General features: G+C 70.3%; 21 protein-coding genes. 8 read left to right on the top strand and 13 right to left on the bottom strand.

What is annotated here, in order from left to right; genetic code table 11:
* Window positions 1-6 precede the first annotated feature (6 nt).
* From AW272_RS16960 to AW272_RS16945, 4 genes are read right to left on the bottom strand one after another with little or no spacing between them, the layout of a single operon-like run.
* Window positions 7-675, bottom strand: a complete 669-nt coding sequence (locus AW272_RS16960) for a response regulator transcription factor (protein ID WP_066365725.1) — start codon at window positions 673-675, stop codon at window positions 7-9.
* A 9-nt stretch (window positions 676-684) separates the two neighbouring features.
* The gene (locus AW272_RS16955; RefSeq protein WP_066365715.1) at window positions 685-1,737 is read right to left on the bottom strand and encodes a threonine aldolase family protein; all 1,053 of its coding nucleotides are present in this window, start codon (window positions 1,735-1,737) and stop codon (window positions 685-687) included.
* Window positions 1,727-2,389 (bottom strand): SDR family NAD(P)-dependent oxidoreductase, encoded by a 663-nt coding sequence (locus AW272_RS16950; protein WP_066365713.1) that lies wholly within the window; start codon window positions 2,387-2,389, stop codon window positions 1,727-1,729. Before AW272_RS16950 ends, AW272_RS16955 begins: the two co-directional genes overlap by 11 nt.
* A 1-nt stretch (window position 2,390) precedes the next feature.
* Entirely contained in the window at window positions 2,391-4,418 is a 2,028-nt protein-coding gene (locus AW272_RS16945) for a DUF6421 family protein (protein ID WP_066365710.1), read from the bottom strand.
* Between the two features lie 172 nt (window positions 4,419-4,590).
* On the opposite strand from AW272_RS16945, the gene AW272_RS16940 reads away from it, so the two are divergent.
* A complete protein-coding gene (locus AW272_RS16940) occupies window positions 4,591-5,292 on the top strand; it encodes a hypothetical protein (RefSeq protein ID WP_066365707.1) in 702 nt (233 codons plus the stop codon).
* On the opposite strand, the gene AW272_RS16935 is transcribed toward AW272_RS16940, so the two are convergent.
* Both AW272_RS16935 and AW272_RS16930 read right to left on the bottom strand, forming a co-directional pair.
* Entirely contained in the window at window positions 5,235-5,900 is a 666-nt protein-coding gene (locus tag AW272_RS16935) for a response regulator (protein ID WP_066365706.1), read from the bottom strand. The genes AW272_RS16940 and AW272_RS16935 overlap by 58 nt on opposite strands.
* Entirely contained in the window at window positions 5,897-7,045 is a 1,149-nt protein-coding gene (locus AW272_RS16930) for a sensor histidine kinase (RefSeq protein WP_066365704.1), read from the bottom strand. The genes AW272_RS16935 and AW272_RS16930 overlap by 4 nt, the downstream gene beginning before the upstream one ends.
* Window positions 7,046-7,239: 194 nt before the next feature.
* Between AW272_RS16930 and AW272_RS16925 the strand changes: the two genes are divergently transcribed.
* A complete protein-coding gene (locus AW272_RS16925) occupies window positions 7,240-8,703 on the top strand; it encodes a S1C family serine protease (protein ID WP_157518584.1) in 1,464 nt (487 codons plus the stop codon).
* Window positions 8,700-10,382 carry a serine/threonine-protein kinase gene (locus AW272_RS16920; protein WP_066365702.1) on the top strand — a complete coding sequence of 561 codons (1,683 nt, stop codon included), beginning with the start codon at window positions 8,700-8,702 and terminating at the stop codon, window positions 10,380-10,382. The genes AW272_RS16925 and AW272_RS16920 overlap by 4 nt, the downstream gene beginning before the upstream one ends.
* Here the strand turns inward: AW272_RS16920 and AW272_RS16915 are convergent.
* The 3 genes from AW272_RS16915 to AW272_RS16905 all read right to left on the bottom strand — a co-directional run bounded on the left by AW272_RS16915 (window position 10,372) and on the right by AW272_RS16905 (window position 13,227).
* Complete coding sequence (locus AW272_RS16915) at window positions 10,372-11,148, bottom strand: ABC transporter ATP-binding protein (protein ID WP_066365698.1); 777 nt, start codon at window positions 11,146-11,148, stop codon at window positions 10,372-10,374. The two genes, AW272_RS16920 and AW272_RS16915, sit on opposite strands and share 11 nt — an antisense overlap.
* The gene (locus tag AW272_RS16910) at window positions 11,145-12,152 is read right to left on the bottom strand and encodes a FecCD family ABC transporter permease (protein WP_066365697.1); all 1,008 of its coding nucleotides are present in this window, start codon (window positions 12,150-12,152) and stop codon (window positions 11,145-11,147) included. The genes AW272_RS16915 and AW272_RS16910 overlap by 4 nt, the downstream gene beginning before the upstream one ends.
* Before the next feature lie 142 nt (window positions 12,153-12,294).
* Window positions 12,295-13,227, bottom strand: a complete 933-nt coding sequence (locus tag AW272_RS16905) for an ABC transporter substrate-binding protein (protein ID WP_066365695.1) — start codon at window positions 13,225-13,227, stop codon at window positions 12,295-12,297.
* A gap of 230 nt (window positions 13,228-13,457) precedes the next feature.
* Here AW272_RS16905 and AW272_RS16900 point away from each other — a divergent pair, with 230 nt between their 5' ends.
* The 3 genes from AW272_RS16900 to AW272_RS16890 all read left to right on the top strand — a co-directional run bounded on the left by AW272_RS16900 (window position 13,458) and on the right by AW272_RS16890 (window position 16,664).
* Window positions 13,458-14,654: a sensor histidine kinase gene (locus tag AW272_RS16900; RefSeq protein ID WP_066365694.1), complete on the top strand. Its 1,197-nt coding sequence runs from the start codon at window positions 13,458-13,460 to the stop codon at window positions 14,652-14,654.
* The gene (locus AW272_RS16895; RefSeq protein ID WP_066365691.1) at window positions 14,645-15,289 is read left to right on the top strand and encodes a response regulator; all 645 of its coding nucleotides are present in this window, start codon (window positions 14,645-14,647) and stop codon (window positions 15,287-15,289) included. Before AW272_RS16900 ends, AW272_RS16895 begins: the two co-directional genes overlap by 10 nt.
* Before the next feature lie 127 nt (window positions 15,290-15,416).
* Complete coding sequence (locus tag AW272_RS16890; RefSeq protein WP_066365690.1) at window positions 15,417-16,664, top strand: acyltransferase family protein; 1,248 nt, start codon at window positions 15,417-15,419, stop codon at window positions 16,662-16,664.
* Here the strand turns inward: AW272_RS16890 and AW272_RS16885 are convergent.
* Complete coding sequence (locus AW272_RS16885; RefSeq protein ID WP_066365688.1) at window positions 16,630-17,502, bottom strand: Gfo/Idh/MocA family protein; 873 nt, start codon at window positions 17,500-17,502, stop codon at window positions 16,630-16,632. The genes AW272_RS16890 and AW272_RS16885 overlap by 35 nt on opposite strands.
* A gap of 70 nt (window positions 17,503-17,572) precedes the next feature.
* On the opposite strand from AW272_RS16885, the gene AW272_RS16880 reads away from it, so the two are divergent.
* Entirely contained in the window at window positions 17,573-18,169 is a 597-nt protein-coding gene (locus tag AW272_RS16880; protein WP_066365985.1) for a histidine phosphatase family protein, read from the top strand.
* Here AW272_RS16880 and AW272_RS16875 read toward each other — a convergent pair whose 3' ends face one another.
* The 3 genes from AW272_RS16875 to AW272_RS16865 all read right to left on the bottom strand — a co-directional run bounded on the left by AW272_RS16875 (window position 18,170) and on the right by AW272_RS16865 (window position 19,576).
* Window positions 18,170-18,430, bottom strand: coding sequence for a hypothetical protein (locus tag AW272_RS16875; RefSeq protein ID WP_245657592.1), 261 nt, complete (start codon window positions 18,428-18,430; stop codon window positions 18,170-18,172).
* 89 nt (window positions 18,431-18,519) lie between these two features.
* Complete coding sequence (locus AW272_RS16870) at window positions 18,520-18,753, bottom strand: DUF397 domain-containing protein (protein WP_066365685.1); 234 nt, start codon at window positions 18,751-18,753, stop codon at window positions 18,520-18,522.
* Entirely contained in the window at window positions 18,740-19,576 is an 837-nt protein-coding gene (locus AW272_RS16865; protein ID WP_066365983.1) for a Sco1979 family transcriptional regulator, read from the bottom strand. Before AW272_RS16865 ends, AW272_RS16870 begins: the two co-directional genes overlap by 14 nt.
* A gap of 151 nt (window positions 19,577-19,727) precedes the next feature.
* Between AW272_RS16865 and AW272_RS16860 the strand changes: the two genes are divergently transcribed.
* Window positions 19,728-20,264, top strand: coding sequence for an ATP-binding protein (locus AW272_RS16860; RefSeq protein WP_245657590.1), 537 nt, complete (start codon window positions 19,728-19,730; stop codon window positions 20,262-20,264).
* The last annotated feature ends 138 nt before the right edge of the window (window positions 20,265-20,402 follow it).

Raw genomic sequence — 20,402 nt, 5'->3', positions numbered from 1 at the left:
AGGGTGTTATCCCTCCTGTTCGGACAGGTAGAGCAGGACGGCCAGCACCCGGCGGTTCACCTCGGGGGTGGCCTCCAGCCCGAGCTTGGCGAAGACCACGCTGATGTGCTTCTCCACCGATTTCTCGCTCAGGAAGAGCGTCTCGCCGACGGCCACGTTGCTCTTGCCCTGGGCGATCTGGCCCAGCACATCTCGCTCACGGGGAGTGAGCAGGGCGAGCGGAGAGGAGCGCCGGCGCAGCGAGTCGGCCAGGATCCCCTCGACGACGACGGGGTCGATGATCGACCCGCCGCGCGCCACCGCGCGGACCGCGTCGACGAGCTGGCCGGGCTCGCCCACCCGCTCCTTGAGCAGATAGGCCCGCCCCGCGCTGCCGCCCGCCAGCAGCATCGTGGCGTAGGACGGCTCGGCGTACTGGGACAGGACCACCACGCCCGTCGAGGGCGATCCGGCGCGCAGTTTCATGGCGGCCTGGATGCCCTCGTCGGTCGACGTCGGCGGCATGCGCACATCGGTGACGACGACGTCGGGCCGGTGCTCCTCGACCGCGGCGAGCAGCTCACCGAGGTCGGCGCACGCGGCCACGACCGTCAGATCGGGATCGCGGGAGAGCACGCGGTCCACGCCCTCGCGCATCAGCAGGTTGTCTTCGGCGATCACGACCCGTAATTGCACGGGGACAGGCTACCCCTCGGCGAGGGCGGCGACGAAAGCGTCCACATCCTGCTCGGTGGTGTCGTAGGCGCACATCCACCGCACCTCGCCCGTCTCGTTGTTCCAGGTGTAGAACGGGTAGTCCTTGCGGACCCGATCGGCCACCTCGACGGGCAGGGTCGCGAAGACCGCGTTGGCCTGGGGCCGCCGCGACAGCGTGACATGGGGGATGTTCTCCGCCTTGTCAGCCAGTCTCAAGGCCATCGCGTTGGCGTTCCGGGCGTTGCGCAGCCACAGGTCACCGGCGAGCAGCGCCTCGAACTGCGCCGAGACGAACCGCATCTTGGAGGCGAGCTGCATGCTCGTCTTCCTGATGTACGGCAGCCCGCGCACCGCGTCGGGGTTCAGCACCACCACGGCCTCACCCAGCATCAGGCCGAGCTTGGTGCCGCCGAACGACACCACGTCGACCCCCGCCTCGGTGGTCAGCTCCCGCAGCGGCACGTCGAGCGCGGCGGCGGCGTTGCACAGCCGGGCCCCGTCGAGGTGCACGAGCATCCCGCGCGCGTGGGCGTGCTCGGTGATGGCCGCGATCTCGTCGGGCGTGTAGACGGTGCCGAGCTCGGTCGACTGAGTGATCGTCACGACCCGGGGCTGGGCCCGGTGGACGTCGCCGAACCCCCACGCCTGCGTGTCGATCAGGTCGGGCGTCAGCTTCCCGTCGGGCGTTCTGACCGTGTGCAGCTTCAGCGACCCCACGACCTCGGGCGCCCCGCCCTCGTCGACGTGCACATGGGCGGTGTCGGCGCAGATGACCGACTCCCATGGCTGGCACATCGCCCGCAGCGAGACGACGTTGGCCGCCGTGCCGTTGAACACGGGGTAGGCCTCGGCCCGCTCGCCGAAGTGCCGCCGGAACACGTTCCGCAGCGCGGAGGTGTAGACGTCGTCGCCGTACGACACCTGGTGGCCGCCGTTGGCGAGGGCGATCGCCTCGAGGATCTCCGGGTGGACGCCGGCGTAGTTGTCGCTGGCGAACCCCTTCAGCGCCGGGTCGTGGCGCTGGACGGCGTCAGTTCCCATGGGCCGTCAGATCCAGCCTGAGGCCGTTGGCCTCGGTCACCGGCAGGTTCCACAGGTCCGCCAGGCCCGCCGCGAGGTCGTCGACGTCGGTGAAGTTGCGGAACGGCTTCTCAGGCGCGGCGTCGCGCATCGCCTGGTGCACCAGCGCCATCACGACCACGATCGAGGCGGCGCTGTTACTGCTCTTCAGCGCGTCGGCGAAGGCCAGCGTCCACGCCTCGGCGGCGGCCTTGGCGGCGGCGTAGCAGGCGTTGCCCTGCGTCGGGGCCTCGGCGGCCTTGGCCGACACGATCGCGAACCGGCCGTTTTCGCTGGCCTTCAGCAGCGACTCGAAGGCGAGCGTGACGTGCTGGAGCGTGCGGACCAGCATGTCGTTGAGGTCGGCCCAGTCCTTGAGGCTGGTCTCGGCGAACGTCTTGGACCCGCGCCAGCCGCCGACCAGGTGGAAGATCCCGTCGACCCGGCCGTGCTCGGCCCTGATGCGGGCCTCGAGGTCGCGCACCTGCGCGATGTCGAGCAGGTCGACCTTGATACAGCCCTCGGCGCCCGAGCGGTCGACGCCGATGACGGTGTCACCGAGGTCGGTGAACCTCTTCACCACCGCCCGCCCGGCCGGTCCGCCCGCGCCCAGGACGAGAATGACGCGGCCCATGTCAGCGAACACCCTTCGTGGATTCGATCACGTCGGCGAGCTTACGGCGCAGCGCCTCGTAGAACATGCTCAGGGGGAACTCGTCCGGCAGCACGGCGTCGACCATGGCCTTCTGCTCCTCCGGCAGGTCGCGCTTGGCCCACTTCGACGCCGGGTGGGGCGCGACGTAGGCGGCGACCAGGTCGTGGGCGGCCAGCCAGTGGGCCAGCTTCGAGCGGTCGATGCCGTCGCGGTAGAGCTTCTCCACCTCGGCCCGCAGGTCCGCGACGCCGCCCGCGACCCGGTCCCAGGCGATCGTCAGGCGGTTGTCGGTCCACCGGACGATGTCGTTGCGGTGCAGGTAGGCGAACAGCAGCTGGCCGCCGAGCCCGTCGTAGTTGCGCACCCGCTCACCGGTGACCGGGAAGCGGAACAGCCGGTCGAACAGGATCGCCAGCTGCACGTAACGGGCGTGCGGGACCCCGTCGGCCTCCAGCTTCACGGCCTCGCCGAAGGCGGTCAGGTCACAGCGCAGCTCCTCCAGCGAGTAGAGCCAGTAGGGCATCCGCTGCTTGATCATGAACGGGTCGAACGGCAGGTCGCCGTGGGAGTGGGTGCGGTCGTGCACCAGGTCCCACATCGTGAAGGTCTCCTGGGCGAGCTCCTGCGAGGCGACCAGACGGGCGGCGTCCGGCGGCAGGTCGAGCTTCAGGGTCTTGGCGGCGGCGTCGGTCACCATCCGGAACCGGGCGGCCTCACGGTCGCAGAAGATACCGCCCCAGGTGAAGCGCGGCGGGGTCTCCCGCACGACCACGGTCTCCGGGAACAGGACGGCGGAGTTGGTGTCGTAACCGGCGGTGAAGTCCTCGAAGGCGATGGGCACGAACATCGGGTTGTCATAGCCCCCGGCCTCCAGGTCGGCCAGCCACTGCGGCCAGACGGTCCTGATCCAGACCGCCTCCAGGTTCCGGTTCGGGTTGCCGTTCTGGGTGTACATCGGGAACACCACGAGGTGCTCCAGGCCGTCGACGCGCTGCTCGTCGGGGTGGAAGACGTTCAGCGAGTCGAGGAAGTCGGGCTTGCCGCCGGCCTCGGCCCACTTCGCCAGGTCGCTCTCCACGGCCTGCAGGTAGACCTCGTCATGGGGGAACCGGGGCGCCAGCTCCTTCACGTGGCCGGCCACCGTGCGGATGAGCGCGGTGTCGCCGGTGAAGGTGCCGTCCTTCTCCGTGTACGGCCTGAGCGCCTCCACCGCGTCCTTGAGAGCGGCGAACTCCGGCTTGCCGTCGCCTGAGGCGGAGTCGGCCCGGGGCGACCGCGCCGCCCAGGTCACCAGGTTGTTCCACAGGCGCGCGTGGTCGAGGTCGCCGATCGAGTCGTCGCCGAACAGGTCGGAGTCGGCGACCACGACGACCCGGCCCCGCTTGAAGGGCTGGGCGACGGCGAGCGCCGCGTGGGCGGGGGTGGCGCTCCCCGAGGTCTGGAACAGGGTGGTGGCGCCGGGGGCCTTCAGCACGCCGGCCCGGTAGAAGCAGGCCCGCTGGACGCCGGCCAGGACGTCGGCCCCGTCGACCGAGGCGTGCCCCGGCTCGCCGAGCACCCAGGAGGCGACGTTGTTGAACCGGTTGGCCGGATCCTGGACGGTCGTGTGCACGACCGTCACGCCGAACCGGGACAGCAGGTCACCCAGATTGGTGCCGTACTTGTCCTGCTCCTCCTCCGCGAGGACGACGAGCCCTCCCCCGTCCGCGACGAAGGCCTCGATGGCGTCGATCTCCTCAGGAGTGAACTCGGGACTGCCGAGACCGGTGGTGCGTTCCCAGCGCCGCTCCGACGGATGGGCGATGACCAGCAGGTCCTGGCCCTCCAGGACAAGTGTCCCGTCCGTGTGGGCGGCTACCTGGTACCCCAGCCGACGGAGTGAGTCGGCGGCTCGGGCGTAGGAGTTGTCGTCGGGATGTCCGGGGTTCATGGCCTGCGCGACGTCGCGCCGGATCGTCCATGCCTCGCTGTGGCTCTCGTCGAACAGCACCTTAGGGAACGCAGTCATAGAAATTCTCCTGCTATCGATACCTCTTGACGAAAAATATATGCGAAAACACCCATGTGACCGCAAGTCACTCTCCGGAGTGACAGCGAATCACCCGGTGTGGGGACGTCGTCCCCGGCTCCGGATCCGTAACGTCCGCCGCGTTGAGAGATACCCGAGGGGGATACGAGAGATGTTCAAGAGTTCAACCGGCTTCCGGCGCTGGGTCACCGGCCTCATCCTGATCGTTTCGCCGTTGCTGCAGTTCATCGCGGTCGTGGTCGACCCCGGCACGTGGGGCGACATCCGTGAGTCCGTCAGCTACCAGGACAACCCGGCACTCGCGCAACTCCAGTCGGCGCTGTACCACTGGTCGTGGATACTGCTGCCGGTCGGTCTGATCGGCGTGCTGCACTTCGCCCGCAGGCGCGGCGCGGTGCTCGCCCACATCGGCGGCGCCATGGCCGTGGTCGGCTTTCTGTCGCTGTCGTGCCTGCTGCTGATCGACCCGGTCGAGTGGTACCTGGGGCAGCACAACACGCCCGAGCAGGCCGCGAAGATCTTCGACGAGATCTTCAACCTGCCCGGTGTGGTCTTCGGTTTCCAGATGCCGTGGCTGTTCTTCGGCCCGATCGGCGCCGGCCTGGTCGCCATCGCCCTGTGGCGGGCGAAGTTCGCCCCGCTCTGGACGACCGTCCTGATCCTGATCGGCTGGTGGGTCGGCTTCATCGTGGAGTACGGCCCGATCACCCTGTTCACCTGGGGTGTGCCGGTGTTCGCCTTCGGCTACTGGGGCGTCAAGATCCTGCGCATGGGCGACGCGGAGTGGATCTCGTACTACCCGACGGCGCCGGGCGTGACCACGCCCGACTCGTACGCGAAGACGACCGCCTGAGCGCGGTCGCGCAGGTTCAGTTTCATCAGGACCCTCGCCACGTGGGTCTTGACGGTGGCCTCACCGACGAAGAGCGCGGTGGCGATCTCGGCGTTGGTGAGGCCCTTCGCGAGCATCCGCAGGACCTCCAGCTCACGGGGCGTCAGATCGCCGAGCTGGGGCGGCCGGACCGGCTCGTGCCGGCCGGCGAAGGAGGCGATCACCCGCGTGGTGACAGCGGGGTCGAGCAGCCCGTCGCCGGCGGCGACCACCCGGATCGCCTCCACGAGCTGCTCGGGGGGCGACACCTTGAGCAGGAAGCCGCTGGTCCCGGCCCGGAGGGCGGCGTAGAGGTTCTCGTCGGTGTCGAAGGTGGTGAGCATGATGATCTTGGGCGGGTTCGGGGTGTCGAGGAGCTGCCTGGCGGCGGTCAGGCCGTCCATGCGGGGCATCGAGATGTCCATCAGGACGACGTCCGGCTGCACCCGGCGGGCCACCGCGACGGCTTCGATGCCGTCGGCGGCCTCGCCCACGACGTCCATGCCCGGCTCGCTCTCCACCACCATGCGGAGACCGGCCCGGATCATGGCCTGGTCGTCGGCCAGCACGATCCTGATGTTCTCTCTCATACCAGGACAACCCCCGGAGACGTCGGCAGCACCGCGACGACGCGGAACCCGCCTTCTTCACGCGGCCCCGCGTCGAGGGTGCCGCCGAACAGCTCGGCCCGCTCGCGCATGCCGATGAGGCCGTTGCCGGTCGACAACACGTCGGAACCGGCGGCCTTCCCGTTGTCGGTCACTTCGAGCGTGACCGAGAGCGGATGGTAAACGATCTTGATCTGTACGTCGGCCTCACCGGCGTACTTCACCGCGTTGGTGAGCGCCTCCTGCACGATCCGGTACGCCGACAGGTCGAGACCCGGCGCCAGCCGCACCGGCTCACCGGTGACCGTCAGGGTGATCCGCAGGGGGGTGTTGCTGACCGTGGAGATCAGGTTCCCGACCATGTCGAGGCCGGGCTGCGGCAGCGCCTCGTCCTGCGGCATCCGCAGCGCGCCCAGCATGACCCGCAGCTCGTTGACGGCGTCGCGGCCGGCCTGCTCGATCCCCGTCAGCACGGGGTTGTCGCCGCCCTGCGCCCGGCGCAGCCCGGCGGCCTGCATGACCATCATGCTGACGCTGTGGGCGACCACGTCGTGCAGTTCGCGGGCGATGCGGCTGCGCTCGGCGGCGACCGCCTCGGCGGCCCGGCGCTCCCGCTCGACCTCGGCCAGCGCAGCCTGTGTGGCGGCCTTCTGGGCCCGGATCAGCCAGGCGCGCAGGCCCACACCGGTCAGGTAGGCGAAGCCGAACATGACCGTGAGATAGATCGCCTCGTCGAACGGCAGCACCCGCATGTCGACCGCGCCGATGTCGAAGATCAGGATTCCGCCGAGCCCCCACCACGGGCCGCGGTCGCGCGGCAGGAAGGCGCCCAGACCGTGGAATCCGATGAGGAGGGCGATGATCTGGTGGACCTGGCACTGCTCGAATCCCTGGCGGTGCCACAGGAACTGGAGGACGACGGTTCCGACGAAGACCACGACCGGCGCTTTGCGGAGGAAGCAGAGCAGACCCCCGGCGAGCAGCGCCTGGGGGATCCACCAGAGCTCGGGGTTCTGGGCGGCTCCGTAGGAGGTGGCGGTGGTGAAGGCCTCGAGCGTACCGACGGCCGCCACGGCGGCGCCGATGAGGAGGTCGCTCCGAGAGGGCACGGGAAAGCGGAGGGCCATGCTGGCAGATTAGTGTGTCCCGCTCGCCCCGCGAAGCGACAGGTCTCCAGGTTCAATCTGATTACAAGCGAATTGCAAGCCTAAGCGTGATCATTGGCCGATATCAGATGAGTGTCAGTGGCCTTATAAGCCCTTGCCGGGGTTTCCGGGCGCTGAGACGCTGGAAATCGACGTTTCACGGTTAGGAGGCGGACATGCCCCGCCTGGCAATCATCGCGGGGCTCGGTGTCCTGAGTGCTCTGGGTATGCCCCTTTTGCATCCCCACCCCAGCGGCTCGACCGACCGGGTGACTCCGGGGGCGGTCCGAGTGGAGTCCGAGTCCACCGTCTCCGTCACCCTCATCGACGACCGCAGCCGCCTCCAGCGTTTCGAGCGCGAATACGAGGTCGAGCTGGCGACCGGCAGCGGCTTCACGGTCACCCCCGACGGTGTGATCGTGACCGCGACCCAGGTCGTCAAGCCCGACAAGGACCTGCAGGTGTACGCCGCCAACCGGGTCTTCGCCGAATACTTCAAGGTCGACGTCCCGGCCGACTTCGAGCGTCACACGGTCGACGACCCCGACCTGAACATCCGCCTCCAGGCCTGCTACCCGCCGCGCTCCCAGAACTCGACCTGCAACGCCACCGTCGCGACGAAGGTGACCGTGTTCCCCTTCCTCGACCCGGCGCTGCCCGAGGGGCTCGAGGCCGAGGTGCTCTCCTCGGGCGACGCGCCGTCGGCCCCGGCGGTGCTGAAGGTCAGCGCGGGTCCGAAGAACAACCTGCCGACCGTCCCGATGGGCACCACGATCAGCGCCCAGGTCGAACCGGTCGACATCATGACGCTCACCGCCCGCCCGTCGGCGAAGACGCCGCCGAAGATGGACACCGCCCACTTCGACCCGCCGGGCAGCCGCAACTTCAAAGCGGACGAACGTGACAAGGTCGACAAGCTCGTCGAGGCGGGCGCGGTCGGCGCCGCCGTGATCGACGACGTCAAGAGCGAGGTCGTCGGCCTGCTGTCCGGGGGCGGCAGCCTGCCCGCGACGGTGACGCCCGCCGACGAGATCCGCACCGCCCTGGTGGCGGCCGGGGTGACGCCCCGCCGGGGACCCGTCGACGTCGTCTACGAACAGGCGCTCGCCGCCTACCACAACAAGCTCTACGGCAACGCGGCGCCGGTGCTGCAGCAGGTGCTGACACTGCGGCAGGACCACGCGGTGGCGCTCGACTACCTGCGCATCTCCAAGGCCAAGGCGAACACCGCCGAGGACGCCGCGCTGAAGAAGTCCACGCCCGTCCCCGTCCCGGCGCCCTCGTCGGGGGTGGCGACGTGGATCTGGATCACCGGCGGCGTCGTCCTGGTCGGGGCCGTCGCGGCCGGTTCGGTACCGTTCCTGCTGCGGCGCCGCCGTAACGAGCAGGACGGCCTGCAGGACACATCGGGGGAACACGCAATGGTCACCTCATGGCCGGCCCAGACCGAGGTCTACCGGACACCGAACCCGGGGCAGCCGGTCGTGGACATGTCGCCGCCGCAGGGTCAGCCGCACATCTCCAACCCCGGGGCGTCCAACCCGGGCGTCTCGAAGAAGTTCTGCACCCAGTGCGGCATGCGACTGGGCCACGCCCACCGGTTCTGCGGGTTCTGCGGTCACCCGTCGGACACGCCATGAGCAGTGAGATGCCGGCGCTGGTGGGGCAGCGGCTCGGTGACTACACGATCGAGGCGGTGGTCGGCCGGGGCGGCATGGCCACCGTCTACCGCGCGCGCGACCAGCGGCTCGGCCGCGCGGTCGCGCTCAAGGTGCTGGCCCCGCAGCTCGCCGAGGACAGCCGGTTCCGCGACCGGTTCGTCCGCGAGTCACGGCTGGTGGCCTCGATCGACCACCCGCACATCATCCCGATCTTCGAGGCCAGCGAGCACGACGGGATGCTCTTCATCGCGATGCGCTACGTCGACGGCGGCAGCGACATGCGCAAGCTCGTGCAGTCGAACGGCCCGCTGCCGGTGGCGCGGGCCAACCACCTGTTCTCGCAGATCGCCTCGGCGCTCGACGAGGCGCACGCGAACGGGCTGGTGCACCGCGACGTCAAACCGGCCAACATCCTGGTGACCGGCAACGACCACGTCTACCTGACCGACTTCGGCCTCACCAAGAGCTCGTCGGCCGACAGCGGCCTGACCAGCCACGGCCACTTCATGGGCACCCCGCGCTACGTGGCGCCCGAGCAGATCCGGGGCCTGCCGGTCGACGGCCGCGCCGACGGCTACTCCTTCGCGTGCGTCGTCTACGAGGCGCTGGCGGGCCTGCCGCCGTTCCAGCGCGACACCGAACTCGCGCTGCTCTACGCGCACGTCTCGCACGACCCGCCGCCGCTGACCCCCTATCGGCCCGACCTGCCCCACGTGGTCAACCAGGTGATGGCGCGGGCGCTGTCCAAGTCGCCGCTCGACCGCTACCCGACGTGCACGGCCTTCGTGTCGGCGCTGCGCGACGCGATCAGCGGCATGGAGGGCGACCACCCCAGCCCGGTGTCGGGTCCGATGTCGGGTCCAAGGTCGGGGCCGACGTCAGGACCGGTCTCGGGGCCGCGCGGCTCGTGGCCGTCGACGCCGCCGGTCTATCCGAACCCGATGACCAATCCGCCGTACACCTATCCTTCGCACCCCTCACACCCGTCGCAGGTTTCGCATGCGGCGACCTCTCCGGTGGGCGTCCAGCAGAAGAAGAAGCTCTCGCTGGCCCCGGTGATCGGCGGGGTGCTGGGGCTCGCGCTGATCGCGGGGGGCGCGGTCTACGTGGTGAGCCAGAGCGGCGGTGACGCCCAGGCGTCGTGGGACACCTTCCCGGGCAACGTCGCGGCCCCCTACAGCTTCGCCTACCCGTCGACCTGGACCCGGAAGGACTACTCCGACCAGCATGTCACGGTCGCGGCCTCGGCCGACGCCTTCGACGCGCTGTTCAGCGTGCCCGGCAACCCCGACTGGTCGGCGGTCAACCCGATCATCACGAGTTCGCCCGACAAGTCGAGCGGCGTGGTCGCCCAGACGACCGACACGATCTCGGCCAGCGACGCGCTGGAGTCGGTCCAGGCCGGGCTCCAGGCGACGCTTCCCGGGACGGTGTCGATCCCGGGGGTCGCGGAGGCCGCGACGGTAGGCGGGCAGCCCAGCCTGAAGGTCAGCGGCTTCCTGAGCGACTCGACCGGGGCCGGGCGGCTCGACTTCCGCAGCTATCTGGTGTCGCGGGCCGGCAAGCCGTCGGCGCTGATGACGTTCTTCTGCCCGTCGTCCAAGTGTGACGACACGGTGATCTCGACGATCGTGAACAGCATCAAATTCATCCCGTAGGCCGGCGCAGGTGGACGACCGGCCGCCCGGCCGGTCCGGCGCCGATGCTCACGCGGGCGCCGAAGTGGCGGGTGACGAGGTCCTCGGTGAGCACCTCGCCGGGGCGGCCGGCCGCGACCGCCTCGCCGTCGCTCATCAGGAGCAGGTCGTCGGCGTACTGGGCGGCCAGGGTGAGGTCGTGCAGGGTGCTCACGACGGTGAGGCCGTCGTCGCGGCGCAGCGTGTCGACGAGTTCCAGCACCTGCTGCTGGTGGCCGAGGTCGAGCGCGGTGGTCGGCTCGTCGAGCAGCAGCACGGGCGCCTGCTGGGTGAGCGCGCGGGCCAGCACGACCCGCTGACGCTCACCGCCGCTGAGCCGTTCCAGCGGGCGCGCGGCCAGGGCCGTGAGGTCGAGGCGGTCGAGCACCGCGCGGGCCACCTCGGTGTCGCGGGCGCTCTCGCGCCCCCAATAGGGGATGTACGGCGTCCGCCCCAGCAGGGCGTACTCGCCGACGGTCATGTCCGGTGGCAGGAGCGGGCTCTGCGGCGCGTAGGCCAGGGCCCTGGCGCGGTCGCGAGGCGCGAGGCCGCGTACCGGACGACCTCCCACAGTGATCACCCCGGTGAACGGGAGCAGCCCCATGACGGCTTTGAGCAGGGTCGACTTCCCGGCCCCATTGGGTCCGATGACGGCCAGCCAGCGGCCCTCGCGGGCCTTGGCGGTCACCCCTCGCAGGACCGGACGCCCGCCGAGTTCCACCCCGACGCCGGTGATCTCGACCGTCATGTCTCCACCTTCCGGGTGGCCCGCAGGATGGTGACGAAGAACGGCGCCCCGACGAACGCGGTGACCACCCCGATCGGCAGTTCGGCCGGGGCCAGCACGGTCCGCGCGATCAGGTCGGCGCCCACCAGGAACGCGCCCCCCGCCAGCAGCGACAGCGGCAGGACGACGCGGTAGGAGCCCCCGGCGAGCCGCCGGACCGCGTGCGGCACCACGACGCCGACGAACCCGATCAGCCCTCCGGCCGACACCGCGGCGGCGGTCGCCAGCGAGGCCGCGACCAGCACGACCAGCCGCACCCGCCCGGCCCGCACCCCCAGCGCGGACGCCTCGTCGTCACCGACCGACAGCACGTCGAGCAGCCGCCCGTGCAGCAGCAGGATCGCGGCGGCCACGACGGCGTAGGGCGCGCACATGATCACCTGATCCCAGCCGCCGCCGACGTCGCCGAGGATCCACGCGTAGACGCGCTGCAGCTCCTCGACCTTGAGCTGCTGGAGGAAGGTCTGGATCGCGGTGAGGAACGAGGTCACCGCGACACCCGCGAGCACGAGCGTGGCGGTGCCGCCGCCCCGGGTCGCGCTGTGCCCGAGCCCGTAGGCCAGCAGCACCCCGCCGACCGCCCCGCAGAACGCCGCCAGCGGCACCCCCACGCCGTCTCCCACGACCACGATGACCAGCGTGACGGTGAGCCCGGCCCCGGCGGCGGCCCCCAGCAGGTAGGGATCGGCCAGCGGATTGCGGAACACCCCCTGATACCCGGCCCCCGCGACGGCCAGCAGCCCACCGACCATCGCCCCGAGCAGCACCCGGGGCAACCGCAGCTCGAACAGCACCCCGGCCTCCAGGGGCGTCAGCCCGGAGTGGACCTCGACGAAGGGCAGCCGGTCGACCAGGGCGAGCACGACCCCCTTCAGGGGCAGCCCGGCCGCACCGATCATCAGCCCGGCGGTCATGAAGGCGGCCAACACGACGGCGGCGGCAAGGATCCAGAAATTTCGGGACATCAGCCCACCGCCTTGCCGGAGCCGCGCGGGCACATCAGCCCGCGACTCTGACGTGAACCGGCTCGGTTCAACTTCGGGATGTCAGGCCGATGCCCTGGCGTGAAGCCGCTCGGCTGCCGGGCGCGGAACGAGCTCCCGGACATCAGCCCGCGGCCTTGGCCACCCCGGCGCCGATGGCCTCCGCCAGGTCGACCACGCGCGGGCCCCAGCGGGAGGCGATGTCGTCGTCGAGTTCGACGACGTCACCGTTCTTGACGGACTTCAGGCCGCCCCAGCCGGGTCGCTTGGCGAGCGCCGCCGCGTTCTGCCGGCAGCACTTCACGTCCGCCAGGAAGATCAGGTCAGGGTCGGCCTTGGCGACGAACTCGGCCGAGAGCTTGGGGTAGCCGCCCGCCGCGTCCGGCGCCTCGTCGGCGATGTTGACCAGGCCGAACAGGGCGTAGATCTGGCCGATGAAGGTGGTCGAGGTCGCCGCGTACGGGGTGACGTCGAGCTCGTGGTAATAGGTCAGCTTGGCCTGCGGGGCCTTGGCGGCCAGGTCGGCCAGCTTCTGCTTCATCCCCGTGACGACCTCGTCGGCCTTGGCGCGGTTGCCGGTGGCGGTGCCGAGGTTCTCGATCTCGGCGTACGCGTCGTCGATCTTGGTGGCGGCGGACAGCACCAGCACCGGCACGCCGACCTTGCCGAGACCGGCGACGACGCCCTCCAGGTCGTTGGAGACGATCACCAGGTCGGGCTTCTCGGCGGTGATGGCCTCGACGTTGGGCTTGAAGCCCGACAGCGCCGTCTTGGGCGCCTCGGGCGGGAAGTTCGACTGGTCGTCGACCGCGACGACCTGCGGCCCGGCGCCGATCGCGAACAGCGACTCGGTGGCCGTGGGCGACAGCGACACGACGCGCTGCGGCCTGGCCGCGATCGTGACCGCGCCGTTGGCAGCCTCGACGGTCACCGGGAAGGGGCCGCTCGGAGCGGCGGAAACAGCGGGGGCGGGGGTGGCGGTGTCACTGCTGCCGCAGCCGGACAGCAGGGTGACACCCAGCAACACGCCCGCGAGAGCCGTACGCAAGGGCCTCACGAGGTTCCTCCGAAGGGGGTTGCCGGAACGAGAGACCCGGGGACGGATCACCCTTTCCACGAGGGCGGATGGCGTCGGTGACGACGCAGGCGACCTGGCTCACCCGTCCGGGACGGGATTCACAGTTGCGGGAACAGCGCCGGGTTCACACCGGACTTCGCTGCGGCGTCACGCGTCCCATACCGTACCAACAGGCTTTTTGACGCGAACGTGAGGCTAGGCTGACCCCCATGGTGTGGCGGGCCGTCAGGGCGACCGGGCGGCTCGTGCTGAACCTGCTGCTGGTCCCCCTCGGCTTCTTCGCCCTCCTCGGCACCGTGGTCACGATGGTCCTCTCGGCGACCTATCTCGGGCTGCTGCTGCTGCCGTTCGCGATCCGGTTCAACCGGGCCGTCGCGTCGCTGGCCCGGCGGAACGCGGGGGCGTGGCTCGGGGAGCGGGTGACGGCCTCCTACCGCCCCGTCGCGGGCGGGCCCCTCGCGCGCGTGCGCGTGGTCACGGGCGACCCGCAGACCTGGCGGGACCTCGGTTTCCTGGTCCTGCACGCGTTCACCGGCACGCTCGGCGGGATCCTGGCGATCGGCTTGTGGGGTGCGCTCGGCTGGGGCTTGTCGATCCCGATCTGGTGGTGGGCGCCGCTGCCCGAACACGCGATCTACCTGCCGTGGGCGCTCGACTCGTGGGCGCGGGTGGTGGTCACCGTGCCGCTGTTCCTCGGCCTGGTCGCGACGGTCGGGTTCCGGGTGCTGCCGTCGATCGCCGAGGGGCTGTTCCGGCTCGCCAAGGCCATCTTGGCCCCGCGGCACGTCCGGCTCGCCGAACGGGTCACCGAGGCGCTCGACGCGCACGGCTACGAACTGCGCCGCATCGAACGCGACCTCCACGACGGCGCGCAGGCCCGGCTGGTCTCCATCGCCATGCGGCTCGGCATCGCCGAACGCGTGCTGGCCGCCGATCCAGGCAAGGCCGCCGCGCTGATCACCGAGGCCCGGCTAAGCACCGAGGAGACGATGACCGAGCTGCGCGACATCATCCGCGGCATGTATCCGCCGATCCTGGCCGACCGCGGCCTGCCCGGCGCGGTCGCGGCCCTGGCCGGCCGGTCGCCGGTGCCGGTCGACGTCGAGATGGACGATGTGGGGCGGCTGCCGGCGGCGGTCGAGGCGGCGGCCTACTTCGTGATCGCCGAGGCGCTGACGAACGTGGCCAGGCACAGCGGGGCCTCCGGGGTGAAGATCCGCATCAGACGTACGGAAAGCAGGCTCGAAGCCGAGGTCGCCGACGACGGAAAGGGCGGCGCCGACGAGAACGGCGGCTCCGGCCTGGCCGGGATCCGCCGCCGGGTCAGCGCCTTCGACGGGGAGACCACACTGACCAGCCCGCCCGGCGGGCCGACGACGCTGCGGGTGGAGCTGCCGTGCGAGTGATCATCGTGGAGGACAGCGTCCTGCTGGCCGAGGGCCTGACGCTGCTGCTGAACACCGAGGGCCACGAGGTGGTCGCCACCGTCGGCACCGCCGACGAGTTCCACACGGCGGTCGGCAAGCACCGCCCCGACATCGCCGTGGTCGACATCCGGCTGCCCCCGACCTACCGCGACGAGGGGGTGCGGGCGGCCGTCCAGGTCCGCCGCGACCACCCCGGCCAGCCGATCCTGGTCCTCTCCCAGTACGTCGAGCAGACCTACGCGACCGAGTTGCTCGCCGGTGGCGGCGGCGGCATCGGCTACCTGCTGAAAGACCGGGTGGCCCGGGTGTCGGAGTTCGTCGACGCGCTGGAACGCGTGGCCAGGGGCGGCACCGCGATGGACCCCGAGGTCATCGCCCAGCTACTCACCCGCCGCCACGCCCACCCGATCGACACCCTCACCCCGCGCGAGCGCGAGGTCCTGTCGCTGATGGCCGAGGGCCACTCCAACACCGACATCGCGACCACCCTGGTGGTCACCGAACGCGCGGTCCACAAGCACGTCGGCAACATCTTCGCCAAGCTCAGCCTCCCCCCGAGCGACAGCGGCCACCGCCGGGTACTGGCTGTCCTGACCTACCTTTCCGGCGTCTGAGGTAGTGCGGGCTACACCATCGGGGTACGGAAAGCCGTCTGCCGAGACGGGTGCTCGCGGGACCGACTTCGGGAGGCGTTCCCGGAACGCTGAAGGGGACGTGATCCTCCCCTAAGGCGGCCCCCCGATGTCGATGACGCTCCCCCATCCGGTCCCACCCGTGGCCTCGCCGCGTGACCCGTTCGTCGATGTGCTGCGGGTGCTCGGCATGGTGCTCGTCGTGGTCCAGCACTGGACGATGCCGGTGCTCATCGACCGGGGCGGCGACCTGGTCACCGGCAACGCGCTGGCGTCGGTGCCGCTGGTCACGTGGATCAGCCAGGTGATGCCGCTGGTGTTCTTCGCCGGGGGCGCCGCCAACTACCTGAGCTGGGTGTCGAAGCCGCAGAGCGCCGAGAAGTGGATCGGCAAACGGGTGGTCCGGCTCGGCTGGCCGGTGCTGCCGCTGATCGCGGTGTGGCTGCCGCTGCCCTACCTGCTGGGCGCGCTCGGCATCCCGGCTCAGCCCCTCGACGTCGCTTCGAGGCTGGTCGGCCAGCTCCTCTGGTTCCTCGCCGTCTACCTGCTCGCCGTCGTCACCACGCCGCTGCTCGCCCGCCTCGACGCCAGGGTCCTGCTCCCGCTGCTCGCCGCCGGCGCGTTCGCCGTCGACTGGGTGCGCTTCTCCGGGTTCGAGGCCGCCGGATATCTGAACGTCGCGTTCGTCTGGCTCGCCGTCCACCAGATCGGGTTCCTCTACGCCCAGGGCAGACTCGGCGCCCTCACCGGCAGGCGGGCCCTGACGCTGGCGGCGGCCGGGTTCGGCCTGACGGCGGCCATGGTGATCGCCGGCCCCTACCCGGCCAGCATGATCGGGATGCCGGGAAGCCCCAGCAACATGGCCCCGCCCAGCGCGGTGATGCTCGCGGTGTTCGCCGGTCAGCTCGGCCTGGCGCTGTGGGCGCGGGAACGGCTGAACCGGGCGCTGCCCGCGCCGGTGCTGCGCTGGCTGGCGCCCCGCATGATGACCTTCTACCTGTGGCACATGACCGCGCTCATCACCGTCGGCGGCGTCGCGTTCCTCGGCTTCGGCGCGCAGACCCCCGAGCCGTGGTCGGCGACCTGGTGGATGCTGCTGCCGATCTGGCTGGGCTGGCTGGCGCTGGTCCTGACCGTGCTGACCGCCCTGTTCGGCCGGTTCGAGGCCGCGCCCCCCACGAGTTCGACCCCGCTCAGAACGGTCACGGCGGTCGGGCTGTCGGCGGCGGGGCTGCTCACCCTGACCGTCACCGGGTTCACCCCGGGCACGTTCGTCCCGGCCGCCGGCAGCGCCGCGCTCGCTCTGGGGATGGCCCTGCTGCTCAGGCGGAGAGCTGCCGCTCCGCTTCCGCGATGACCCGCTGCAGGCGCAGCCCGTGGGCCGCGTCGAGCGGGTGGCCGCCGCCGCTCCTGACCGTCTGGGCGAACTGGGCCACCATCCGGCTGAAGGCGTCGTCGCCCAGCATGGCCCCGAACAGGGTGGCCGACCCGTGCCTGCCGAACACCTCGACCCGCGCGTCGGGCAGGTCGCCGGTCGCGGCCATGGTCAGCGACGCCTCGCTGACCGCGCCCGTCTCGTGTTCCAGCAGCAGCCCGACCCAGCCGAGGGAGTTGCCGTGGGCCCGCACCCCGGAGATCGGCCCCAGCGCCGCGTCGAGCAGGTCGATCATGTGCGGCCCGACGTCGAGGATCGCGCCACGCTCCAGCCGCCACGGCGTGGCGAACGGGCCGCCGTGCAGCGCGCCGCCGATGTTGGCCGCGTAACCGCCGAACGGCTCGATCCCGGCGACCTGGGCGAGGAACGACTCGGTCGCGGCGGCGTACCGGAAGGAGAAGACCATCTGCGTGGCCACGCCCGACTCGGCGACCGCCTCGGCCAGCCGCAGCGCGCCGTCGAGACTGTCGGCCAGGGGCTTCTCCAGCAGCAGGGCCTTCCCGGCCCGCGCGGCCAGCACCCCCAGCTCGGCCTGGACGCCCGGGGGCACGCAGAACGCCACCGCGTCGCAGTGGTCGAAGAGTTCGTCGAGCAGCTCGAACGCGCGGGTGCCGTTCTTGGCGGCCAGTTCGCGCGCGGCATCGGGACGGCGGGCCCAGATCCCGGCCAACCGGGTGTCGGGGCCCGCGGCGAGTTTCGGCGCGTGGATCATGTCCGCCCACGGCCCGGCCCCGATCAGCCCCACAGATACCGGTTCCACAAGCCTGCCCCCTTTTGTCGCGACACGTCCTCGATCAGAGACTATCGATGGTGTAGCGGCCATCATGGGGCTGGTGAACATCATCCTGCTGCGCCACGGCGAGACCGAATGGAGCAGAATCGGCCGCCACACCGGGCGGACCGACATCCCCCTGACGCCTCACGGCGAGGCGCAGGCGCGGGCCCTCGATGCCGTCGTCAAGGGCCACGACTTCGCGCTGACCCTGGTCAGCCCGGCCCAGCGGGCGGCCAGAACGGCCGAGCTGGCCGGGCTCGCCCACTGGGAGACCGACCCCGACCTGTGGGAATGGGACTACGGCGGCTACGAGGGCGTCACCACGGCCACCATCAGGGAGACGATCCCCGGGTGGTACATCTGGCGTGACGGCGTCATCCCGGGCGACTCGGCCCACCCGGGCGAGAGCGTCGACCACGTGGGTGAACGCGCCGACCGGGCGATCACCCGGGCCGTCGGCGCGCTCACCGGAGAAGACAGTTCGGTGCTGCTCGTGGCCCACGGCCATCTCCTGCGGGTGCTGGCGGCCCGCTGGCTCGGCCTGCCCGCCTCCGAGGGGCGGCTGCTCCGGCTCGACACCGGCACCTACTGCTCGCTGGGTTTCGAGCATGGCGAACGTGTGATCCTGAGCTGGAACTCCCCGGTCCGCTGACTAGGGATTGACGGGCGCGGGCTGCGGCCCGCGCCCCGTGAGCCATTCGAGGACCTTGCGGTGTCCCCGGCGGGCGTCTTCGAAATGTCCCCAGCGCCAATATCGGGGCTGGTCGCGGACTCCGGTGACCCAGGTCCGGTAGGCCACCGACCTCGGCCGGCCGTCGGTGGGATCGGCCGCGGAGGCGACGCCGTAGGTCCTGATCACGACCCGGCCGCCGGGTGCGAAGAGCACGTCGTCAGCGACGGGGTACAGGGTCATCTGGTCCAGCATGGGAACCATGCTGCCTGACCCGTGTTACACCCCCGGCCCAAAGCCGTTAAGTGAACGAACCTCGTGTTAAAAGAACGTTACGCGACCAGGCCGTCGAACTCCCCGTCCTTGACCCCCAGCACGAGTGCGCGGATCTCGTCCCGCGTGTAAATGAGCGCCGGCCCCTCGGGGAACCGGGAGTTGCGGACGGCGACCCCGCCGTCGGGCAGCTCGGCGAGCTCGACACAGTTGCCCGTGGAGTTGCTGTGCAGGCTCTTCCGCCACTGGACACCGTTGAGGGCGTGGGCGGGCATCCCGTTATAAGTCTGCATACACTTTCTCTCTGAGAAGATCATCGAGCAGGTCCCTGGTCCCGCCCGGCGTGGTGCTCTCCACACAGAGCTGTTCCATGGCCGTCAGGTAAGGATCGATGTCCTCGCGTTTGTCGAGGTACAGAGCGCCCCAGAGTTGCTCGACGTAGACCACGTCCGAAAGGTCGGACTCCGGAAACCGCAGGATGGTGAAGGCCCCGCCCTCGGCGGCGTGCATGCCGAAGCGGAACGGCATCACCTGCAGAGTGATGTTGGGCAGCCGCGCCACGTCGAGCAGATGCTCGATCTGCTCGCGCATGATCTTGGGCCCCCCGATCGGCCGGCGGAGTGCGGCCTCGTCGATGACCGCCCACAGGCGCGGGCCGCCCGCATGGGCCAGCCGCTCCTGTCGCTGCATCCGCACATGCACGCGGCGTTCGATCTCGTCATCGGGGGCGTCGGGGAACCCGAGCCGGATGACCGCGCGCGCGTACTGGTGCGTCTGGAGCAGACCGGGCACGAACTGCACCTCGTAGGTGCGGATCACGCTGGCGGCCTCTTCCAACCCGATGAAGGTGACGAACCAGCCCGGCAACACCTCGCCGAACTTGTGCCACCAACCAGGGGTGTTGGCCTCCCGGACCATCTCCAGAAGCTGCCGCCGTTCGGCGTCGTCGCTGACGCCGTACAGGGTGAGCAGGTCTTCGACATCTCGTGTCTTGAATCCGACCCGGCCGAGTTCCATTCGGCTGATCTTCGATTCAGAGGCCCGGATGTGGAATCCGGCCTCTTCTCGGGTGAGGTCCCGGTCCTCGCGCAGTCTCCGGAGACTGGCGCCGAGCATGATGCGCCGGACGGTGGAGCCGGAACCTGGCGGGTCGATGGACACGAGTCATTCCTCCGGTATGTGGACTGAACTACAGTCTGTCAAAGATCGCCCCTTTCGTCCCAGGGTCGTTTTGGGTAACGGTAGCGCCTGCAACGACCATCTGCACGTGCATCCGCTGTTGCACATGCACGAGACCGTGCCCCATCATGATCTCGTGCACACGGTCCTCGAATGGTCGGCACTCGATTGGTGGCCCCCCGTCGGTTGGTGGCCCGAACCCGCGCGTGACCTCCTGCCTGCCTTTTCCCCTTCTCAGGCCGCCACTTTCGTCCTTCCGCCACGGGCCGACTCGGTCCACAGCGCCCGCAGCTTCGCGACCGGGACGCTCACCGGATGGGACCTGGGCGACCTGTGTGACGGAATGGAGTTGGTCGTCTCCGAGCTCGCCACGAACGCGCTGCGTCACGGTCTGGAGATCTGCGGCCGTCACCGGCGCGAAGTGATCAGGCTGGCGTTGATCCGGCGCGGTGCCTTCGTCGCGTGCGCGCTCACCGACCCGGGCTCGGCCACGCCGGTGCTGCGCGAGGCGGCCCCGTTCGAACCGGGCGGGCTCGGTCTGCACATCGTCGAATCGATCAGCATGCGGTGGGGCTGGTCGCCGCTCGCCCCCCAGGGAAAGGCCGTCTGGGCCGTCCTCGGGTGAATCGCTCGCCGGCTGAGGGGTGCTCCCGTGTGGCCCGGACCATGCGGGAGCACCCCTTGGCCGACGATCTTTGATGCCTTTGGGACGAGTGTTAACGCACGGCCAGGAATTCCCCATTGAGTATCCGGGATCGCCTTC

The sequence above is a fragment of the Herbidospora mongoliensis genome (assembly GCF_001570545.1).
In the GTDB taxonomy this organism is placed as follows: domain Bacteria; phylum Actinomycetota; class Actinomycetes; order Streptosporangiales; family Streptosporangiaceae; genus Herbidospora; species Herbidospora mongoliensis.
The sequence above is the reverse complement of the archived record's forward strand: the minus strand, read 5'-3'. Positions and strand labels throughout refer to the sequence as shown.